The following is an 18825-nucleotide window of genomic DNA, read 5'->3' on the forward strand; positions in this document are numbered from 1 at the left end:
TCCGGTGGCCGTTGCGGACGCCTACAGCACGCCCGTGAACACCGCGAAGGTCGTTGCCGCGCCCGGCGTTCTCGCCAACGACACCGACACGGAGAGCAACCCGCTCACCGCGATCAAGGTCACGAACCCGTCGCACGGGTCTGCGACGCTCAACAGCAACGGATCGTTCACCTACACCCCCACTGCGAGCTGGAGCGGCACCGACAGCTTCACCTACAAGGCCAACGACGGCTCGGCCGATTCCAACACGGTCACCGTGACCATCACCGTGACCCCAGGCGCCCCGGTGACGCTCGCCCCGGTCTATCGCTTCTACAACTTCACCAACAACACGCACTTCTTCACACCGTCGCTCGAAGAGGCCAACGGTGTGATCGCCAACTACCCGAAGGTCTTCCGCTACGAGGGCATCGCCTACTACACCAACCCGGCTAACAACACGCAGCCGCTCTACCGCTTCTACAACCGCAACAGCAGCAGCCACTTCTATACCGCCTCGGCCCAGGAAGCGGCGCACATTCTCGCCACGTGGCCGACCATCTTCCAGCTTGATGGCCAGACCTACTCGGTGAACCCCGCGCCGGTCGCCAACAGCGTGCCCGTCTACCGCTTCTTCAATCGCACGAACGGCAGCCACTTCTACACGGCCTCGGCCGAAGAGGCCGACATGGTGATCGCCAACTGGTCGAACGTCTACAGCTTCGAAGGGCCGGCATTCTGGCTCGGGCAGTGATGCGCTGAAACCTCGGTCTTGTGCGAGATTTCTGTCCGAATGGCAGGTTTTGTCGTGCTGGCATCGTATACTGTCAACAAGCATGGGCGGTCCGCCACCGGCGAATGGCTAATCGCTTGGCACGAGTGGAACGGTGACATGATCCAGGGTATGGGGCTCCTCCGCAGAGCAGTCACGAGGGGCGTTGTTCTCGTCTCTCTGGTTCTGGCTCTCGGTATACCCGCCACCGCATTCGCCGAGGCCCCCCACGTTGCCACCACCCCCACGCCGGATACCTGCTCGATGTGTCACCGCGCGCACACCGCTCCGGCCGACTTCGGCCGCATCGACGCCGACAGCTGGGAGATGACGTCCTCCGCGCTCGCGATCGCGGTGCCGGTCGCCGAGGGCGACACGGCACTCTGCTACGTCTGCCACGGGGTCGACGCTCTCGGGTCGGGCACGCCGATCGGCGGCGACTTCGCCGAGACCTCCATCCACACGCTGGCGCCTACGGCGAGCCCGTTCGGCCCCTCGGTCAAGTACTGCAGCAACTGCCACGACAGTCACGGCGCCGCCGAGAGCGCTCCCGGCATCCCCTACGCCAAGCTGCTTCGCGCTCGCACCGAGAGCGGGACTGCCGTGTATCGGGACTCGGAGTACTGCGGCACGTGCCATGAGGTGCGAGTGGAGAGCCGATTCCCCGGCGTGACGGTCTACGAGCAGACGGCGCACTACGGGTCGCTTCCCAACCCGGCGAGCGGCACGCTCATCCGGTGCTCGATCTGCCACGAAGAGCACGGCTCGGCGATCGCACCGCTCGTGATCTCGGAGGTGACGCCGCCTTCGGTCACCGCCACCGAGACCGTGACGGCGAACGACCGGACCTTCTGCTTCACCTGCCACCCTGATGAGAGTGGCGTCTACCCGGGCGAGGACGACTACGACGATTCGGCGCACGGCTCCTCGGATGCCACCACGACGATCCCCGGCGAGTGGCCGGCCGACGACGCGGAGCGCCTGGTGGGCGAGTGTCAGGTCTGCCACGCGCCGATGGGGCGCGATGACGGCGACGGTGCGCCGATCCCCACGCTCCTCGAAGCCGAGTACACAGCGCTCTGTCTCAGCTGCCACGATACGGATGGCCCCGCGGAGACCGACGCCAGCCCGCTCCTGTATCCGGACACCGCGGCCACGCAGCTCGAGATCGTTGCCGGGTTCTCGGCGGAGACGACGACCGTGATCTTCAGCACCGTCGCCGTGTGGGGCACCGATGCAGCCGATACAGCGCCACGCGACCTCGTGGGGCCGCGCTTCTACGAGTCCGCCGTAGGGACGTCAGGAATACTGGCGGTCGGCGACATCGACGGTGTTGACGGGCAGAACGTCGTTGTGGCTGACCAATCGTCCAACAAGCTCTTCCTGTTCGCTCCCGATGCTCTCAAGGGCCTGTCGTCGTACCTCTTCGAGCCGGGCTGGATCGCGATCGGTGGCATCGCCGACTTTCTCGCGATCGCGGACGTCATCGATGATGCAAGCAACCGGCCCGAGATATGCGTGATCGTCGGAGACACGCTCTACGTCTATCGCTACGACATCGTCGGCAACCCGCTTGAGAGCGTGGGCTCCGTGTCCGGCCTCGGCGCGGACATCACGGGCCTTGCCGCCGGTGACCTCGACGCTGACGGCGTGGCCGAACTCGTGGTGACCGACGCGGACGCGCCCGAGATCCACATCATCGACGGTGGCACCGGCTCGCTCGTGGCCACCACCCGTGCGGCCAAGGCCGGCGTGCGGGGGCCGAGCATCGGCGACGTAGATACAGCGCCCGGCATCGAGTTCGCGGTGGCCAACGCCGACGAGGTCACCGACCAGGTGACCGTCTACGACGACGAGGGAAACGAGATCGACAGCGCCTCGCTGTCAGGTGCGGGCACCGCGAAAGCGTGGGATACGCTCATCGCCGACGTACTGCCCGGCTCGGTTCCGGCCGGTGATGAGCTCGTGGTCGCTGCGAATGGCGCCGAGGGTGACAGCCACGTGCTCACCTTCCTGCAGGCCGTCGGTGGCGGCATCGGCACCTCGGCTAGTTACCTCACCGGCCCCGGCTACGGCACCGGATCACTTGCCGCCGGAGACATCGATGGCGACACGTACGCCGAGCTGATCGTCGGCAACGGCGGCTACTGGAGCCGGGTCATCACTGAAGCGGCGCCGCCCAGCGTGCAGGTCTTCAACCACAATGCGGGCCAGACCGCGTTCGACACGACGCTCACAGAAACGCTCCACGCCGGCGGCGTCGAGCGCGCCGGTGCGGCGCCCACGCTCGCGGTCGCCGACCTCGGCGGCGTGGGACCCTCAAGGCACCCGGTGGGCGTGCGGGAGGACGCACACGAGGTGGACGAGGCAGCGCCGGTCCTCCGCCACGTGGAGTGCGTGGACTGCCACAACTCGCATGAGGCGACCTCCACCGTCGGCATCGCCCCGGCAGCGTACGGTCGCATCCTCGGCACGAACGGGGCCACGGCGGCGCTCGTTGCTGCCGAGCCGGTGACCAACGAATACGAGCTCTGCTACAAGTGCCACTCGGCCTACCAGGACGAGGCTGGCCTCGAGGGCTCGAGCGACATCTCGGCGCTGTTCGATGCGGGTAACGCGAGCATGCATGCGGTCGAGCAGGCGCAGACGACGACGATCAACGTCGAGACGTTCGAGGACAGCTGGGACGAGGACTCGGTGCTCTACTGCATCGACTGTCATGCCACCGCCGAGGCCACGCCGGAAGTCGCCGGTCCGCACTCCTCGGCCGAGGCGCCGATCCTGCGCTCGCCCTATCTCGGTGTCGCGCCGTCCAACATGGATGGGCTGTGCTACGACTGCCACAAGTACGCCGTGTACTACACGGGAGCGGACGACACGGTTGCCGCGACGGGAAGCGCCTTCCGCAATGGCGCGGTTGTACTCCACAATCTGCACGTGGCAGACCACGGCTTCGGCTGCGCTGCGTGTCACGACACGCATGGCGTCGAGGACAACGAGCGCCTCATCCGGGACACGATCGACTTCGACGCGGCGACGCGAACCTGCGAGGGCGCGTGTCATCCGCTCGGCATCACCTACACACCCTAAGGATTCGGGGCAGTTCCCGGGCGACGCTGCGCATGTCAGGGGCGCCAGGTAGAATCACGCTGTTGGTCCGAGTCCGCCAGGAGGGGTTGTGGCAGAGCCGGTTCGTTTCGTGCATGCAGCAGACCTGCATCTCGACGCGCCCTTCAAGGGCGTGGACGCCACTGATGCGCGCGTCGGTGACGCGCTGATCGCGTCCACGTATGACGCGCTTGACTCGCTCGTTGCCGCTTGCATCGGTCACGATGCGGACTTCCTGGTGATCGCGGGAGACGTCTACAACGCGAGCGAGAAGTCCCTGCGCGCCGAGTTCGCCTTCCGCGACGCGTGCGTGCGTCTCAACGAGGCGGGCATCGGCGTGTTCGTTGCACGAGGGAACCACGACCCGGCGAGCGGTCGCTCGGCGGGGATCACGCTGCCTGAGAACGTGCACGTCTTCTCCGAGCACGAAGTCGAGCGCATCCCGATCGAGCGCAGCGGGCGGATCGTCTGCGCGCTGTACGGCAGGTCGTTCCGCACTGCCGCCGAGAAGAGCAACCTTGCGACGAGCTTCAGCCGTCAGGCCAGCGACCCGCTCGCCATCGGCGTGCTTCACGCGAATGTCGGCGGCCGAACGGACTACGAGCCCTACGCGCCCTGCTCGCTCGAGGACCTGCGTGCCGCGCGGATGGACTACTGGGCGCTCGGGCACATCCACAAGCCCGAGGTCCTTGCTGAGCACCCGGCCGTGGCCTACAGCGGCTGCACGCAGGGGCTGAGCCCGAACGAGTCGGGGCTGCGTGGCTGCCGCATCGTCACGCTCGATTCCGAGGGTGCCACAGCCGAGTTCATCCCCACGTCGAGCGTGGTCTGGACCCGGCAGACGGTGGACATCGCCGGGGTGGAGAGCATCGAGGAGCTGCTGACGGCACTTTCCCGCGCGGTCGACGAGGCGAGCCGTGCCGCCGAGGGTCGTCCGGCCGTGACACGCATCGAGATCGCAGGACGCAGCGTCGTTCATGCCGAGCTTGCGCGTCCGGGTGTGCTACGTGACGTGCTCGCAGACGTGCGGCCGGCAGCGCTCGAGCGGGATCCGTGGGTGTGGGTCGATCGCATCGCAGACGCCACGCGGCCCGTGTACAGCCTGGACACGCTGCGCGAGAGCGCGGACTTCGCGGGCGATCTCGTTCGCTTGACCGATGCGCTGCTCGCCGACGAGCGGGTGCTTCTCGCACTCGTGGACGGCGCATCTGGTCCGGTCCTCTCGGCTATGGATGCGCGAGACGTGCCCGCCGTGGACGCAGCTTCGCTGCTCGCGCGTGCGCGTGACCTTGCGCTCGATCGCATGCTCGCCGAGGAGGACCGATGAGGCTTCGGCGCATCGAGGCGGAGCGCTACGGCGCGCTCGCGGGCGCCACGCTCGGCGAGCTGGGAGACGGCTTGACGATCGTGCACGGCCCGAACGAGGCCGGGAAGTCGTCGTTCACCGCGCTCGTGCGCCACGTGCTGTACCGGTATCCCACCGGTCGCGACAGCGAGGCGGGATACGCGGTCGGCGGGGAGGGCCGCTGCGCGCGGCTCGTGTTCGAAGACGATTCCGGCGCGTGGGTGATCGAGCGCACCGAAGGTACCCACGGCGGGCGGGTGAGCGTCCGCACGCTCGCCGGTCCGGACCGGCCCGAACTGCTCGATGAGCTCACGCGCGGCGTGAGCGAGCTCGCCTACCGGACCGTCTTCGGCTTCGGGCTTGGCGAGATGGCGGCCATCGAGGACCTTCGCAGCGAGGGCGACAGCGTGATCTCACGCCTGTACGCCGCGAGCGCCGGCCTCCGGGTGAGTCCGCAGGAGGTGCGCGCGGCCGTGGACCGCGAGGCAGCCGACCTGTTCAAGGCCGCCGGTCGCAAGCCGCCGGTGAACGCACTCATCGCCGAGTTGCGCTCGAGTCGCGCCGAGCTGCGCGGCCTGCGCACGGAGGCAGAATCGTTCATGGCCGACCAGGAGCACCTGGCCGAGCTGGCGGCGCAGCTGGACGAGGCCCGGGGCGTCCGCGACGCGGCCCGCGAGCGGGCGACCGGTCTGGCTGTGGCCGTGGAGCGTGCCGACGAGAAGCTCGGGATCATCGATGCGCAGGAAGAGGTGCTCAAGACCCTTCGGCGCGAGCGGAGGCAGCTCGAGGAAGAGGCTTCCGGGATCACGGTCGACGAGGCGCTGCTGGCGGTGGCTCCCGAACTCGACGCGCTGCTCGAGGAAGCTGCGGGCCACACTCGCGCCACACAGTCGCTCGGCGAGCTCGAAGGCGCGCTCGTGCGCGCCGAGACGCGGGCCGCAGACGCCGCCGCCCGCACGGGGCTCTCCGCCGAGACGCTTGCCGGTCTCGGCGACGGTCATGACTGCACCGCCGCGATCGAGGAGGCTCGCGAGGACCTGCAGCGCCTGCATGGGCTCGCCGACTCGCGCAGCGAGGCCGTGCAGCGGACCGCGGAGATCCGCGCGGCCGCGCAGGGAGCGCTCGCGCGGGCGGTCGGCCCGCTCGGCATCTCGGGCGACGCCGACGAGGTCATCGCCGAGCGTCTCGCCGCGGTCGATGCGCTCGAAGTGGTGCGTGGTGGCGCACACGTCACTGGCCGACCTCGGGCCGACATTCCCGTGCTCATCATGTTGCTCTCCGGCCTCGTGGCACTCGGCACGGGTGTCTTCCTGCGCGAGTGGGTGACCGTGGGCGTCGGCGCAGTGCTCGCCGTGCTCGGCGTCGTGTTCCTGCTCGGCGGTCGTCGCGGCGTGCTGCACGCGCCTGCCGGCGATGAACACGTCTACCTCACGATGCTCGGCCTCAGCGCCGAGGCGGGAGTGCTTGAGGTCTCGCGCGCGCGGCGCGCACTCGAGGCTGCACGTTCGGCGGCCGAGGCGGCTGCGGCGGCAGAGCGCGAGGCCCGTGAGGCCGAGCGCGAGGCGTCGCTCGCCTTCGACTCGCTCGAGACCCGGCAAACGCTGTGGTCGGCGTGGCTCGCAGAGCGAGGGTTGGACGCGTTGCTGAGTCCGGCTGCAGCGGCTACTCTCGTCGCACTCGTGCGCGACGCGCACGTCGGCGGGGTGGCAGCCGAGGACGCGCGGCAGGCCTATGGTCATGCTGCCGAGCAGCTCGACGCATTCGCCGTCCGCTTCGCCGATGCGGCGCGGCCGTTCACCGAGGCGCCTGCCGTGCTATCGCGGGATGACGTGCCGGCGCTGGCGAATCGCCTGAGAGATGCGTTGACCGCCGCCCGGGCCGCTGTGGCCCGTCGTGACGAGGTCTCCCGCGCGATGACGGCGCTCGATGAGCGCATCGCCGACGAGGGCGATCGCGCTGCGAAGGCGTCGGGCGAACTGCTCGAGGTGCTCGCGCGGTTCGATCTGGCGGAAGGCGGGACGCACGAGGACCTTCGCCTGCTGTGCGCGGGCGCGGAGCGGGAGCAGGCTGAAGCGAACGCCGCCTACGACGAACTCGCGCAGACGAAGCATCAGCTCGAAGGTCGGCTCGAGAGCGGTGCACGGGAACGGCGCATCGGTGAGCTCCATCTGACGGAAGCCGGACTTGCCGAGCGCCTTGAAGACGCAGTTGACCGCCATCTCGTGCTGGCGGTCGCGTCACGCCTCTTGACCGAAGCGCAGGACCGCTACCAGCGCGAACGCCAGCCGGAGGTCGTGCGGAGCGCAAGCCGGCACTTCACGACGATGACTGACGGCCGCTACACGGGTCTCGCCGTCCCGCTCGGCGACGGCCGCATCGAGGTCTTCGACGCACGTGCCAACACGCGGACTTCGGAGTTGCTGTCGCGCGGCACCGCCGAGCAGCTGTACCTCGCGGTGCGGCTCGGGCTCATCGGACAGCTGGGCGAGGTGGGCGCGGGGTTGCCCGTGCTGATGGACGACGTCCTCGTGAACTTCGATCCTGCGCGCCGCCGGGGCGCCGCAGAGGCGATCGCAGAGCTTGCCTCCGGGCGACAGGTCGTGTTCTTCACCTGCCACCCGGAGACCGCCGATATGATGGCCGAGGTCGCCGACGCACCCGTGCGCCTCGACCTGCCGCGCCTCGGCTGCTAGGCCCTAGGCGTTCGCGGGGAGCGGCGCCGGAACCGGCCCGTTGGCGGGCTGCTTGCCGAATACCCGGTCCCAATCCACGCGGCCGGTCTTCACCATGAAGAAGGCGAGCGTGAGTACCGATCCGACCGTAACGGCCAGACCCGTGAATCCCTGGAAGAAGAAGCTGTAGCTGAACAGCACGAGGAACACGAACTGGGCAAATGCGATCTCGACCAGGGCGCGGCCGCGTCCGAGCACCAGCGCGAGATAGCCGACGCACAGCGCGACCGAGGTGGCGCTCGCGATCGCGAAGGCGACGTTGATGTCGATGTGGTCGGCAAGGTAGGCGAGCAGCAGGTGGAACGCGAAGAACCCGGCCGCCAAGAACGCGTAGTGCATCGGGTGGAGCCTGAGCCCGCTCGTCGCCGTGAGCAGCACGAGCGCCGCGAAGTAGAAGAGGAGCGACACGGGCGCAAAGAGCGAGATCCGCGCTGCAAGCGGCCCCGGGTTCTCCGGCTTCGGCATGATGAGCCCGATCGGACGACCGGTCACGAGACTCTCGTACGTCCACACGAGCGACGCGCCGTCACCCTCGGCCCGGGCGTCTGTGGGCGACACCGCATCGGCGGGGTAGTCCACCTCGGCGAAGTCCGTGGTCATGGTGAGCGTGAAATCGTCCACGACCCGCGCTCCGTCCGGGGCGGGCAGGTAGCGCCACTCGTCGAGCCCCTGCGTGCGATAGCCGGTCTGCACCTCGGCGGTGTGCCCCGCAGGGAGCGCAAAGGTCGCCCGCGCGATGCCGTCGTCGTACACCACGGGCACCTCAGCTCCGTCCACGACCACTTTGAACCCGTCGTACACGCCGTCGTAGTTGGGGAAGGCGAAGTCCATAGAGGCCTGACCCGCCGCGGTGTCTGCGTTCGAGACGCGGTAGGTGGCGGCGAAGTCCACCGCGTACGTGGCGTACCACAGCAGTCCCTTGCGCCGCTGGTCGAGCGTGAAGTCGGCCGAAACGTCGGACCCGGCGATCGCGAGCGTCCGGTCGCCGCCCCCTTCGTCGCTTCGGAAGCTGAAGGCAGGCGCGTGCTGGGTCTGGGGTCCGCCCCAGAGTCCTTCGACCCGTTCGCCGAGCGACACGTCGGTGGTGTCGGTTCGGTACTGCACCGTGCCGGCGAGCACCATCCATCCGAGCGCAGCGACGACGAAGATGAATCCGATCGCGACGAGCCTGATGACCTTCATGGGTCCTCCTCCGAGGGCGGCGGAACTGCTGCTTCAATCATCGTTGGGGGAGGTGGCATTCGGGCGGCGGTGCGGTACCGGATGCCCGACGGTCGTGCATCGGCACGATGACGGGAGGATGCCGGGCGGGTGTTTTGGTCCGAGCGCGGAGCACCCGCGCAGGCCGTGCTACTCCCGGATCGAAGGCAGGCGCAGCGTGAAGATGGTGCCGCCGCCGTCCCGACGGGAGGCCGCGACGGTGCCGCCATGTGACCTCACGATGGCAGCGACGATCGCCAGGCCGAGCCCCGCGCCGCCTGTGGAGCGGTCCCGGCTCGCCTGCGCGCGGTAGAAGCGGTCGAAGACGTGCGGGAGGTCCTTGTCGGCGATACCGGGCCCCTCGTCGAGGACCTGCACCACCGATTCGTGTGCCTCGGCGGATATCCGGACCGTGACGGTGCGGCCCTCGGGCGTCATGCGCGACGCGTTGTCGATGAGGTTCCCGAGCACCTGCTGGAGACGGTCTTTGTCACCCAACACCGGCGGCGCGCTGCCTTCGATCTCGACCAACACCCCGCGCGCTTCGGTGAGAGGGGCGAGCCCCTCGACCGCGTGGCGGGCGGTCGTTGCGAGGTCGACCCGTGAGATCGGGATCTCGCCCGTGGCTCCCTCGATGCGCTGAAGTGTGAGCAGGTCGTTTGCCAGGCGCGCGAGCCGCTCGGACTCGCGTACGATCGTCGAGAGGAACTGGCGCGCATCGTCCTCGGGCACGTCGCCTTCGAGCAGGGTCTCCGCCGCACCGCGGATAGCCGTGAGCGGCGTGCGAAGCTCGTGGCTCACGTCCGAGACGAACCGCGTCTTGCGGTTCTCCTCTTCCTTGAGCTCGGTCACGACCGTCTGGACCTCGTCGGCCATGGCGTTGAACGCCTCGGCCAGCGCACGGATCTCGCTCGAGCCGCGAGGGCGCATCCTGACCGAGTGGTCGCCGTTCGCGAACGCCACCGCGATCCGTGCGAAGTCGCGAAGCGGGGCGGCCAGCCAGCGGGAGAGCAACTCGGTCAGCAGGAGCGCGAACAAAGCGAAGAGCAGCACGGCCACGCCCAGGCGCAGCCGGTAGTCTCGCAGCAGCGTGCGGATCGAGAAGGTGGTGGCCGACGTGTACGCTACGCCCACGATCCGATCTCCGACGATCACCGGGTGCGCCACGTAGAGCGCCACCCGGCCATCCTCGGTGATCCGGGTTGCGGCGCCGCGCTCGCCCCGAAGCGCGCTTGCCACCTCGGGCGTCTCGGCGTACTTCGCACCCGTCTCGCCAGGCTCGGCCGAGTCGACGAGCGCCTCGCCATCGGCATCGAGGATCCGGATGTGCGAGACGATCTGCGGTCCTACGCGGGCGAGCTGGTCGCTGAGGGCCCGGGCCTCGCCGGCCGTGAGTTCCTCGGCATCGTTCGCCTCGAGCTGCGCGGCCACCATCCCGGCCACCACGAGGCTCTCGGTGTCGAGCCGCTCCTCGAGTTTGCGCAGGCCGTAGCCCTCGAGCTCGGACAGGAAGTACGCCGAAAGGCCGAGCGCCGAGGCGATCGCCACCACGAGGAACGATGCGAGGAGGCGGGTGCGGATCGAGGTGCGCATCGGGGGCTAGACCGCGAGGCGGTAGCCGTACCCGCGTACCGTCTCAACGGCGCTCGGGTCGACGCCGGCGGCGGCGAGCTTATCGCGCAGCCGCTTGATATGCGTGTCCACCGTCTTCGTCTCGACGACGTACTGCCAGCCCCACGCCTCCTTGAGGAGGTGTTCGCGCGAGAGCACCTTGCCGGCATGGCGCATGAGGCAGGCGAGGAGCTCGAACTCCCGCGGGGTGAGGTCGATGTCGGTCCCGTCGGAGCGCGCGATGTGCGCTGCCTCGTCGAGCACGATGCCGGCTGCCTCCACGGGAGCGTCCTCGCGCGGGGTCTCCGCGGTGCGGGGGCCGCTGCGGCGGAGCAGCGCCTTCACGCGTGCGATGAGCTCGCGCACACCGAAGGGCTTCGCGAGGTAGTCGTCGCCGCCGAGTTCGAGGCCGACGACCTTGTCGAGCTCGGTGTCGCGCGCCGAGAGGAACAGCACGGGCGTGTCGCCTTCGGCCCTGAGCCGACGGCACACTTCGTAGCCGTCGAGCCCCGGCAGCATGATGTCGAGCACCACCAGGTCGAACGGTGTCTCGGCGGCCAGATCGAGCGCCACCTGGCCGTCGGGTGCGGTGGTGACGTCGTAGCCCTCCTTGCGGAGGTTGTAGGATACGAACTGGAGGATCGATTCCTCATCGTCGACGACGAGGATGCGAGCGGGCGCGGTGGTCATGGGCGTCCTCCGACAGTCGCGGTCATCTGCGATGATAGCACCGGGCCGCGTGGCCGCCGGGCCGTCTGTTGCCGGGTCGTCATGGTACGAGAAGGGTGGGGCGTCATGATACTCGCCGTCGATATCGGCAACACGCAGACCGTTCTCGGCCTTATCGCCGAAGGCTCGATCGACAGCCGCTGGCGCGTGTCCACCGATCCCACGATGACCGCCGACGAGATCCGCGCGAAGATCGGCGGGCTGCTCGCGCTCGACGGACACTCCCGTGGCGACGTCGACGGCGTTGTGATCGCCTCGGTGGTGCCCACGCTCACGGCAGCCTATGAGGAGCTGGCCGAGCGCATGACGGGCGCCCGCCCGCTCGTGGTGGGACCGGGTCTCAAGACCGGTCTCGCGGTGGCCTACGAGAACCCGCGCGAGGTGGGGGCGGACCGCATCGTGAATGCGGTGGCGGCGATCGCCGCGCACGGGGCGCCGGTCATCGTCGTCGACTTCGGGACCGCCACGACCCTCGATGTGGTCGACAGCAGCGGCGCGTACCTCGGCGGCGCCATCGCGCCCGGGATCGAGACGAGCGCCGAGGCGCTCTTCCGCCGCGCGGCGCGGCTCTCGGCGGTCGACCTCGAACCGCCGACGCGCGTGATCGGCCGCAACACCCGCGAGTCCGTGCAGGCCGGTCTGCTCTTCGGCGAAGCGGCGCGGGTGGACGGACTCGTGCGGCGCACGTTCGTCGAGCTCGGCTACGAGTGTCCGGTGGTCGCCACCGGCGGGCTTGCCGAGCGGATGGCGCCGCTGTGCGAGACGATCACGGCAGTCGACGTGGACCTCACGCTCAAGGGGCTTGCGCTCGTGTGGGAGCGCAACGCCTGAGTCCTGCCAGCCGCACCCTCCTGCCCCGGCATGTGCTTTGCTCAAATGCGCTTGTGCGCGCGCCTGTCATGCGTTGGCCGCTGGCGGCGCGAGTGATACTATCGGTGCGTTCAGGCAAGGGTGTTGCAGGCAAAGGTGCGTTCGCGGCCGTTTCAGGCCCCGCACGCTTGGTGTCGACGACTGCCGTCGTGCGTTCGCACGCGGTGTGAGCGAGGAGTGATCCGTTCAGTGAACAAGCGGGCAAAGCAGCGTCTCATTGGGGTGACGATCCTCATTCTCGTGGCGGTCGCCGCGATCATCTGGTTCAGCGGCTTCATGAATGCCACGGCGACGCCGGTCTCGATCGCCGACGTACTGTCGGACGAGACTCTGGTGGGCACGCAGGTCGAGGTCACCGGCCAGGTCGTGGCGGGCTCCTGGATCTCGGGCACCCAGCCGTTCGTCTTCGAGATCGAGGACGGCGAGGACGAGGAATCCGGTCGTGTCCGCGTGGTCTGGAACGATGTCGTGCCCGGCTCCTTCGGCGATGGCACGACCGCCACGGTCACCGGCACGATCGCCGCAGACGGCTCGGTCGAGGCCAAGTACCTCGTCACGAAATGTCCGTCGAAGTACGAGTCCGCGACCGGCGCCCTCACCGTGAACGACGTGCTCAACAGGGCCGATGAGTTCGCTGGCGCTGCTACGCTCAAGGTGACGGGATTCGTGGTCAACGGCTCGATCAAGGATGCCGGTGCGCCGGTCCGTTTCCAGATCGCCGATGACGCCACCGGCGGCACGGCGCTCGACGTCTCCTTCGGCGGCGGGCTGCCGGACGATCTCGCCGATGGCGTTAAGGTCGTCATCACCGGTTCGCTCGAGGAAGACGGTGTGTTCCAGTGTGCCGAGGTGGCCCTCGACGAGGCCGCTCAGTAGCTTCTCGCGATCCCGAGACCGAACGGAGCTGACGCATGGACCTGGGTACCCTCGGCAATGTGCTGCTCGCGCTTGCGAGCGTGTGCGCAGTCGCATCGATGGTGTCGTTTGCCGCGGCAGGCAAGGACGGGGTGAACGCTCGCAGGGTGGGTTACCTGCTCACCTTCGGCGCTACCGGATTCATCACTCTCGCGACCGTCCTGCTGGCCACCGCGTTCCTGAGCGAGAACTGGTCGCTGCAGTACGTGGTGTTCAACCACCCGACCATCACCGGCCCGTGGGCGTGGGTCTACCGCCTCTCGGGTGTATGGGCCGGGCGTGAGGGCTCGCTGCTCTTCTGGGAGTGGGTGCTCTCGATCTACGCCGCGTTCATCGCCGCCAAGTTCCTCAAGAGCGACAACCGCCTCGGCTCTACCGGCCTTGCGATCCTGAACTTCGTGCAGCTCTTCTTCCTGGCCGCGCTGTTCATCGACACGAACAACCCGTTCGTGCTCACGCCGGCCGGATACGTGGATCCGGTCACCGGGGCGCTGCTGGTGAGCGCCGCGATGAACCCGCTCCTGCAGACGTGGGCGATGTTGTTGCACCCGCCGACGCTGTTCATCGGGTACGCGGGTCTTGCGGTGCCGTTCGCGTTCGGCCTCGCCGCGCTCATCACTGGTGACACCTCCAAGCAGTGGGTCGTGCTCTCGGACCGGATCACCGTCTTCTCCTGGCTGCTGCTCGGCATCGGCATCGGCCTCGGCTCGGTGTGGGCGTATTACGAGCTGGCGTTCGGCGGGTACTGGGCGTGGGACCCGGTGGAGAACGCGTCACTGCTCCCGTGGCTCACGGGCGTGGGACTCATACACTCGATGACCGTCTACCGCCGTCGCGACGGGTACAAGGCCTGGGCGTTCATGATGGCTGCAGTCACCTTCGTATTCGTGCTGCTCGGTACGTTCATCACGCGCTCGGGCATCGTTCAGTCGGTGCATGCGTTCCAGGAGGACCCGCTCTCGTTCTGGCTGTTCCTCATCATGATGGTGGGTTCGCTGCTCGCCATGGCTGTCGGCGTGATTCTGCGCAAGGACCGTCTCACGAGCGACAGCGACGGATTTGAGCGCATCTTCTCTAAAGAGGGTTCGTACTACTTCAACAACGTGATCATGCTCATCTCGGCCATCCTGGTGGCCTATCTCACCTTGGCCCCGGCCTTCCCATCGTGGATGCCGCTCGGCGGGCAGTCGGTCAAGATTCCCGCGTACGACGCGCTCGCGCGTCCGATTGGCATCTTCTACATTCTCGTGATGACCGTCTGCCCGATCCTCTCGTGGGGCGGTGCCGGGTGGAAGAAGTTCTGGGAGAAGGCGAAGATGCCGGTCATCATCGGCTCGGTTCTCGCCGCCGCATTCCTGGCGATGTACGTGTTCTTCATGCTGCCGTTCTTCACGCCTAGCGCGGACGCGCCCACGTGGTGGCATCACTTCATCGCGATCGCGGGTGTCATCGTGGCCGGCTATGCCATCGGGCTCCCGATCTGGCTGTTCACCGACGGGGCTCGCAAGCGGGCTGCCGCGACCGAGACCTCGTTCGCCTCGGCGCTCGGGTGGATCGTCACCAAGGCCCGCACCCAGTCGGGCGGCTATCTGACGCACCTCGGCATGGGTGTGATCCTGCTCGGTCTCGTAGGTTCGACGATGTTCGTGACCACGCACAACGCCACGCTGGCGCCGCAGGCGGGTGCGAGCTACGAGGCGAACGGCTACACGTTCAGCTACGTCGGGCTTGAGGAGACGCAGGAGAACGTGCCCGAGGGCGGTACGAAGGGTGATACCGTCTACACGCTGCAGACCGACGTCACCAAAGACGGCAAGAAGATCGACACACTCAGCCCGCAGATGCGATTCCCGCAGCAGCTTGCGCAGAACAACCAGAGCACCCAGCACGTGTCCATCATGCACGAGCCGTTCAAGGACGTCTTCCTGTCGTTCTCGGGCACCGATGCCGCCAACAACGCTGTGCTCACCATCAAGTTCTTCCCGATGCAGACGTGGGTGTGGGTCGGCTTCCTGATCACCATCATCGGCAGCGCGATCGCGGCGTGGCCCAAGAAGCAGCGGGCGGCGTAGGTCCGCGATGGACGACGGGCCGAACACAGGCAACGCGCTGGAGGTCCGGGAGCTTACCCGGGCCTTCGGCGTGCGCAAGGCGCTCGACGGCGTCAGCTTCGATCTGCCCGAGCAAGCGTTCCTCTCGGTGTTCGGACCGAACGGCGCGGGGAAGACCACGCTCGTCAAGGTGCTCACCACGCTCCTCAACCCCACCAGCGGCTCCGCTAGGGTGCTCGGCCTCGACGTGGTAGCCGACGCGGTCGCGATGCGGAGCCGCATCGGCCTCATCAGCCACAACCCGCTGCTGTATCCGGACCTCACCGCCGAGGAGAACCTACTGTTCTTTTCGGAGATGTACGGCATCGACAAGCCGCACGTTCGCGTAGATGAACTCCTCGAGGCGGTCGAGCTCGATCACCGCAGACTCGATCTCACGCGCACCTTCTCGCGCGGCATGCTGCAGCGACTGTCGATCGCCCGCGCTCTCCTGCACCGGCCCGAGGTGATCTTCCTCGACGAGCCGTACTCGGGGCTCGACCCGCATGCGATGGACATCCTCGACGGACTCATCGCGCAGATCCGCGACAAGCACACGTTCGTGATGATCAGTCACGATCTCGACAAGGGGCTGGAGCTCTGTAGTCACGCGCTCATCCTCGCGAAGGGTCGTGTCGTGCTCTTCGAGCCTCGCGAGGCGCTCGACGATGCTGTCTTCCGCGATACCTACCGCTCGACCGTGGGCATGGGGGTGGCGTAGGTGGCGAACCTCTCCGGGCGTCAGTTCCGCGCCATGCTCAGGAAAGACCTTGTCATGGAGTTCCGCACCAAAGAGATGCTCACATCGATGGGCCTCTACTCGCTGCTCACGATGGTCGTGTACTTCGTTGCGCTGTCGCAGACCGGTGCTGGCTTTGACGTGCGCGACATCGCGGCAGGGTTGCTGTGGCTCGCGTTCATCTTCACCTCGATGCTGGGACTCAACCGATCCTTGGTACACGAGAAGGACCAGGGCTGTCTGGATGCGCTGTTGCTGTCGCCGGTGGACCGCCCGGTGATCTTCTTCGCGAAGGTTGTGGGCAATCTGGCATTCCTGCTGGTGGTCGAGGCGCTCACGATCCCGGTGTTCGCCTTCTTGTTCCTGCAGGGCGGGGGCTTCGAAGTCGGTACGCTTGTGCTGATCCCGCTCGTGTTAGTCGCGGGCTCGGTAGGCATTGCGGGGGTGGGCACGCTGCTCGCTACGATGTCGGTGAACACGTCGGGGAAGGACTTCATCCTCCCGGTGCTGTTCATCCCGCTGGCGTACCCGCTGCTGCTCGGTGCGGTCACCGCCACGGCTGCCGCCATCACCGGCACGCCCGAGGCGCTCGGCACGTTCTGGGCAGGGATGGCGTGGGTGTTCGGATACGATGTGATCATGCTGCTGGCCTCGTACGGTCTGTACGAGTTCATCGTCGGCGCGTAGGCGCCGGCGGCGGCTGGTTTAGGAGGCAGGAGGCAACTGTGAAGTCCGCGAGCACCAGGGCATTCATCGCACTCGCGCTGGGAGGCGTGCTCACACTGGGTGCGTTCCTCGGCACGTTCTTCTGGGCCGGCGTGCCCGACTTCGGCTACGTCCGCACGGCGAACAGGACCGACTCGGTCCGCTACCAGGGCCCCTTTGAGGAGGAGATCGACGAGGCCCGGTATCTGCAGAACTACGCGGACTATCAGGTCACGGTCGAAGCTGGCGGTGAGACGTTCGAGGGCCGGATCGTCGAGGTCACCGATGACGAGATCACCCTTGCGACTGACACGGGTGACGCCAGCGCGCCCAAAGACGTCATCAAGGTGGACGAGTTCACCTCGGCCACGGTCTACGGCTCGACGTACGGGCGTCCCGACTGGGGCCAGAAGATCTTCTACTTCCACGTGCCGGTCGCCGAGATCTCATTCATCGTCTTCGCCGTGGCCGCGTTCTACGGCTTGCGCTTCATCATGACGCGCAAGCGCGAGTACGACGTAAAGGCGCGCATCTCGATGGAGGTCACGGTGGCCTTCATCACGATGACGATGGCCACGGGTATCCTGTGGACGAAGGCGGCGTGGGGCGTGTGGTGGGACTGGGAGCCGAGGCTCACCACGTACTTCATCCTCACGCTGCTTGCAATCGCGTACTTCGTGCTGCGCAATGCCGTCGAGGACGAGGAGCGCCGGGCGTTGTACGGGGCCGCGTTCAGCATCCTGGCGTTCATAGACGCGCCGATCTCCTTCTTCATCACCCGGCTCATCCCGTCGAACCATCCGGTCATCGAGCGGGGTGGTCTCGAGCCGCCGATGCTCATCAGCTTCATCGTGGCCCAGATCGGCATGCTGCTGATCGGATACGCGATCTACCAGGTCAGGATGGGCGAGATGACGCTGCAGGACCGTATCGAACGCGCCAAGTCACAGTTGGAAAGGTAGCGCCCCATGGATCCCACACTTGAAGAGGTCTACTCGCTCGTGCTCACGCAGTGGCCGCTCGTTGCCGGTGCTTACGCGCTGCTGTGGGTCGGCTTGATGGCCTACATCGGCTTCGCGCTGAAGCGCATGAATGGCCTGAGCAAGCAGCTCGACGTGCTCGAGGCAGCGCTCGAGCGTCGCTCCGCCGAATAGCCGCGCGTCAGTGAGAGAGGACCGACGGTGACCGAGGTCGCATTCGTCGCATTCTGGCTTGCGATGGCCCTCTATGCGGGGGCCACGGTGCTCTACGCGTATCAGGTGGCCACGAAGCGCGCCGCTCTCTCGGCGTACGCGACACTCGCCACCGGTGCGGGCTTCGTGCTGCACACGGCGTCCATCGGCCTGCAGTCGACCGCAACCGACGGCACCGAGCTCACCGGCGCCAATGTCCTCGTGCTGATGGCGTGGGCGCTCGTGCTCGTCTACTTCATCCTCGAGCACCTCATGAAGGTGAAGACGTACGGCGCGCTGCTCGTGCCGGCGGCGCTCGTGGTGCTCCTCGTCGGGCAGATCATGGGTGCAAGCCGCGGCGTGCTGGCCGACCTGTCGGCCGACCAGGCGGCGCTCCTTGATAGCTGGCGGGTCGGCATCCATGTCGCGCTCATCAGCTTCGCCAACGCGGGCTTTGCAGTGAGCGCAGTCGGTTCGCTGCTCTACCTCATGCTCGAGCGGCAGCTCAAGCACCACAAGAGCAGCAAGCTGTTCAATCGGCTTCCGTCGCTGGCGCAGACCGACTCGGTTGCACGGCACTCGGTGTTCTGGGCGTTTCCCGTGTATACCGCGGGCATGCTGCTCGGTGCGCTTCGGGCGATCGAGACCGACGTTTCACTGTGGTGGGCCGATGCCCGGGTCGTGCTCGCGGGCCTGGTCTGGCTGGCCTTCGCGCTTTACGAGTTCATGCGCTGGCGCAAGGGCTGGGCCGGCCGCTCGGCTGCCTATCTCTCGCTCGTCGGATTTGCCCTGGTGATCGTGCTCGCGATCGTTGCGCGCACCATCCCGGCCGGCTTCCACGTATTCGGGCTCTAGGAG

15 protein-coding genes are annotated in these 18825 nt (G+C 67.4%); 12 read left to right on the forward strand and 3 right to left on the reverse strand.

All coding sequences use genetic code 11. From position 1 onward, the window contains the following. The 4 genes from Q7W51_06375 to Q7W51_06390 form a co-directional block, all read left to right on the forward strand. Positions 1-733, forward strand: a 733-nt coding sequence (locus Q7W51_06375; protein ID MDO8847993.1) for an Ig-like domain-containing protein, incomplete at its 5' end; no start/stop codon positions are given. Positions 734-871: 138 nt separating this feature from the next. After that, the gene (locus tag Q7W51_06380) at positions 872-3841 is read left to right on the forward strand and encodes a cytochrome c3 family protein (GenBank protein ID MDO8847994.1); all 2970 of its coding nucleotides are present in this window, start codon (positions 872-874) and stop codon (positions 3839-3841) included. 88 nt (positions 3842-3929) lie between these two features. Then, positions 3930-5186, forward strand: coding sequence for a metallophosphoesterase (locus Q7W51_06385; GenBank protein ID MDO8847995.1), 1257 nt, complete (start codon positions 3930-3932; stop codon positions 5184-5186). Next, positions 5183-7897 carry an AAA family ATPase gene (locus tag Q7W51_06390; protein MDO8847996.1) on the forward strand — a complete coding sequence of 905 codons (2715 nt, stop codon included), beginning with the start codon at positions 5183-5185 and terminating at the stop codon, positions 7895-7897. Before Q7W51_06385 ends, Q7W51_06390 begins: the two co-directional genes overlap by 4 nt. A gap of 3 nt (positions 7898-7900) precedes the next feature. Here the strand turns inward: Q7W51_06390 and Q7W51_06395 are convergent, their stop codons facing one another. From Q7W51_06395 to Q7W51_06405, 3 genes are all read right to left on the reverse strand, one after another. Beyond that, positions 7901-9118, reverse strand: coding sequence for an inner membrane CreD family protein (locus Q7W51_06395; protein MDO8847997.1), 1218 nt, complete (start codon positions 9116-9118; stop codon positions 7901-7903). Between the two features lie 168 nt (positions 9119-9286). Next, on the reverse strand, positions 9287-10729 hold the full coding sequence (locus Q7W51_06400; GenBank protein MDO8847998.1) for an ATP-binding protein: 1443 nt from the start codon (positions 10727-10729) through the stop codon (positions 9287-9289). 6 nt (positions 10730-10735) lie between these two features. After that, the gene (locus tag Q7W51_06405; GenBank protein MDO8847999.1) at positions 10736-11437 is read right to left on the reverse strand and encodes a response regulator transcription factor; all 702 of its coding nucleotides are present in this window, start codon (positions 11435-11437) and stop codon (positions 10736-10738) included. A gap of 105 nt (positions 11438-11542) precedes the next feature. Between Q7W51_06405 and Q7W51_06410 the strand changes: the two genes are divergently transcribed. From Q7W51_06410 to ccsA (Q7W51_06445), 8 genes are all read left to right on the forward strand, one after another. Further along, the gene (locus tag Q7W51_06410) at positions 11543-12307 is read left to right on the forward strand and encodes a type III pantothenate kinase (GenBank protein MDO8848000.1); all 765 of its coding nucleotides are present in this window, start codon (positions 11543-11545) and stop codon (positions 12305-12307) included. 228 nt (positions 12308-12535) lie between these two features. Beyond that, entirely contained in the window at positions 12536-13222 is a 687-nt protein-coding gene (locus Q7W51_06415; protein ID MDO8848001.1) for a cytochrome c maturation protein CcmE, read from the forward strand. A 35-nt stretch (positions 13223-13257) separates the two neighbouring features. Further along, on the forward strand, positions 13258-15333 hold the full coding sequence (gene ccsA, locus Q7W51_06420) for a cytochrome c biogenesis protein CcsA (GenBank protein ID MDO8848002.1): 2076 nt from the start codon (positions 13258-13260) through the stop codon (positions 15331-15333). 7 nt (positions 15334-15340) lie between these two features. Beyond that, entirely contained in the window at positions 15341-16072 is a 732-nt protein-coding gene (locus Q7W51_06425) for an ABC transporter ATP-binding protein (GenBank protein ID MDO8848003.1), read from the forward strand. After that, positions 16073-16777 (forward strand): heme exporter protein CcmB, encoded by a 705-nt coding sequence (locus Q7W51_06430; GenBank protein MDO8848004.1) that lies wholly within the window; start codon positions 16073-16075, stop codon positions 16775-16777. 38 nt (positions 16778-16815) lie between these two features. Continuing rightward, positions 16816-17757 carry a cytochrome c biogenesis protein gene (locus tag Q7W51_06435; GenBank protein ID MDO8848005.1) on the forward strand — a complete coding sequence of 314 codons (942 nt, stop codon included), beginning with the start codon at positions 16816-16818 and terminating at the stop codon, positions 17755-17757. Between the two features lie 6 nt (positions 17758-17763). Then, on the forward strand, positions 17764-17949 hold the full coding sequence (locus Q7W51_06440; GenBank protein ID MDO8848006.1) for a hypothetical protein: 186 nt from the start codon (positions 17764-17766) through the stop codon (positions 17947-17949). Between the two features lie 27 nt (positions 17950-17976). Next, positions 17977-18822: a cytochrome c biogenesis protein CcsA gene (ccsA, locus tag Q7W51_06445; protein ID MDO8848007.1), complete on the forward strand. Its 846-nt coding sequence runs from the start codon at positions 17977-17979 to the stop codon at positions 18820-18822. The last annotated feature ends 3 nt before the right edge of the window (positions 18823-18825 follow it).

This window comes from Coriobacteriia bacterium (assembly GCA_030652115.1).
GTDB lineage: Bacteria > Actinomycetota > Coriobacteriia > Anaerosomatales > Anaerosomataceae > UBA6100.

Bases quoted from the DNA above. Each gene is read 5' to 3' on its own strand.
- Q7W51_06410 (MDO8848000.1), top strand. From the start codon at position 11,543: ATGATACTCGCCGTCGATATCGGCAACACGCAGACCGTTCTCGGCCTT.
- Q7W51_06390 (MDO8847996.1), top strand. From the start codon at position 5,183: ATGAGGCTTCGGCGCATCGAGGCGGAGCGCTACGGCGCGCTCGCGGGC.
- Q7W51_06425 (MDO8848003.1), top strand. From the start codon at position 15,341: ATGGACGACGGGCCGAACACAGGCAACGCGCTGGAGGTCCGGGAGCTT.
- Q7W51_06400 (MDO8847998.1), bottom strand. From the start codon at position 10,729: ATGCGCACCTCGATCCGCACCCGCCTCCTCGCATCGTTCCTCGTGGTG.
- ccsA (MDO8848002.1), top strand. From the start codon at position 13,258: ATGGACCTGGGTACCCTCGGCAATGTGCTGCTCGCGCTTGCGAGCGTG.
- Q7W51_06395 (MDO8847997.1), bottom strand. From the start codon at position 9,118: ATGAAGGTCATCAGGCTCGTCGCGATCGGATTCATCTTCGTCGTCGCT.
- Q7W51_06440 (MDO8848006.1), top strand. From the start codon at position 17,764: ATGGATCCCACACTTGAAGAGGTCTACTCGCTCGTGCTCACGCAGTGG.
- Q7W51_06405 (MDO8847999.1), bottom strand. From the start codon at position 11,437: ATGACCACCGCGCCCGCTCGCATCCTCGTCGTCGACGATGAGGAATCG.
- Q7W51_06380 (MDO8847994.1), top strand. From the start codon at position 872: ATGATCCAGGGTATGGGGCTCCTCCGCAGAGCAGTCACGAGGGGCGTT.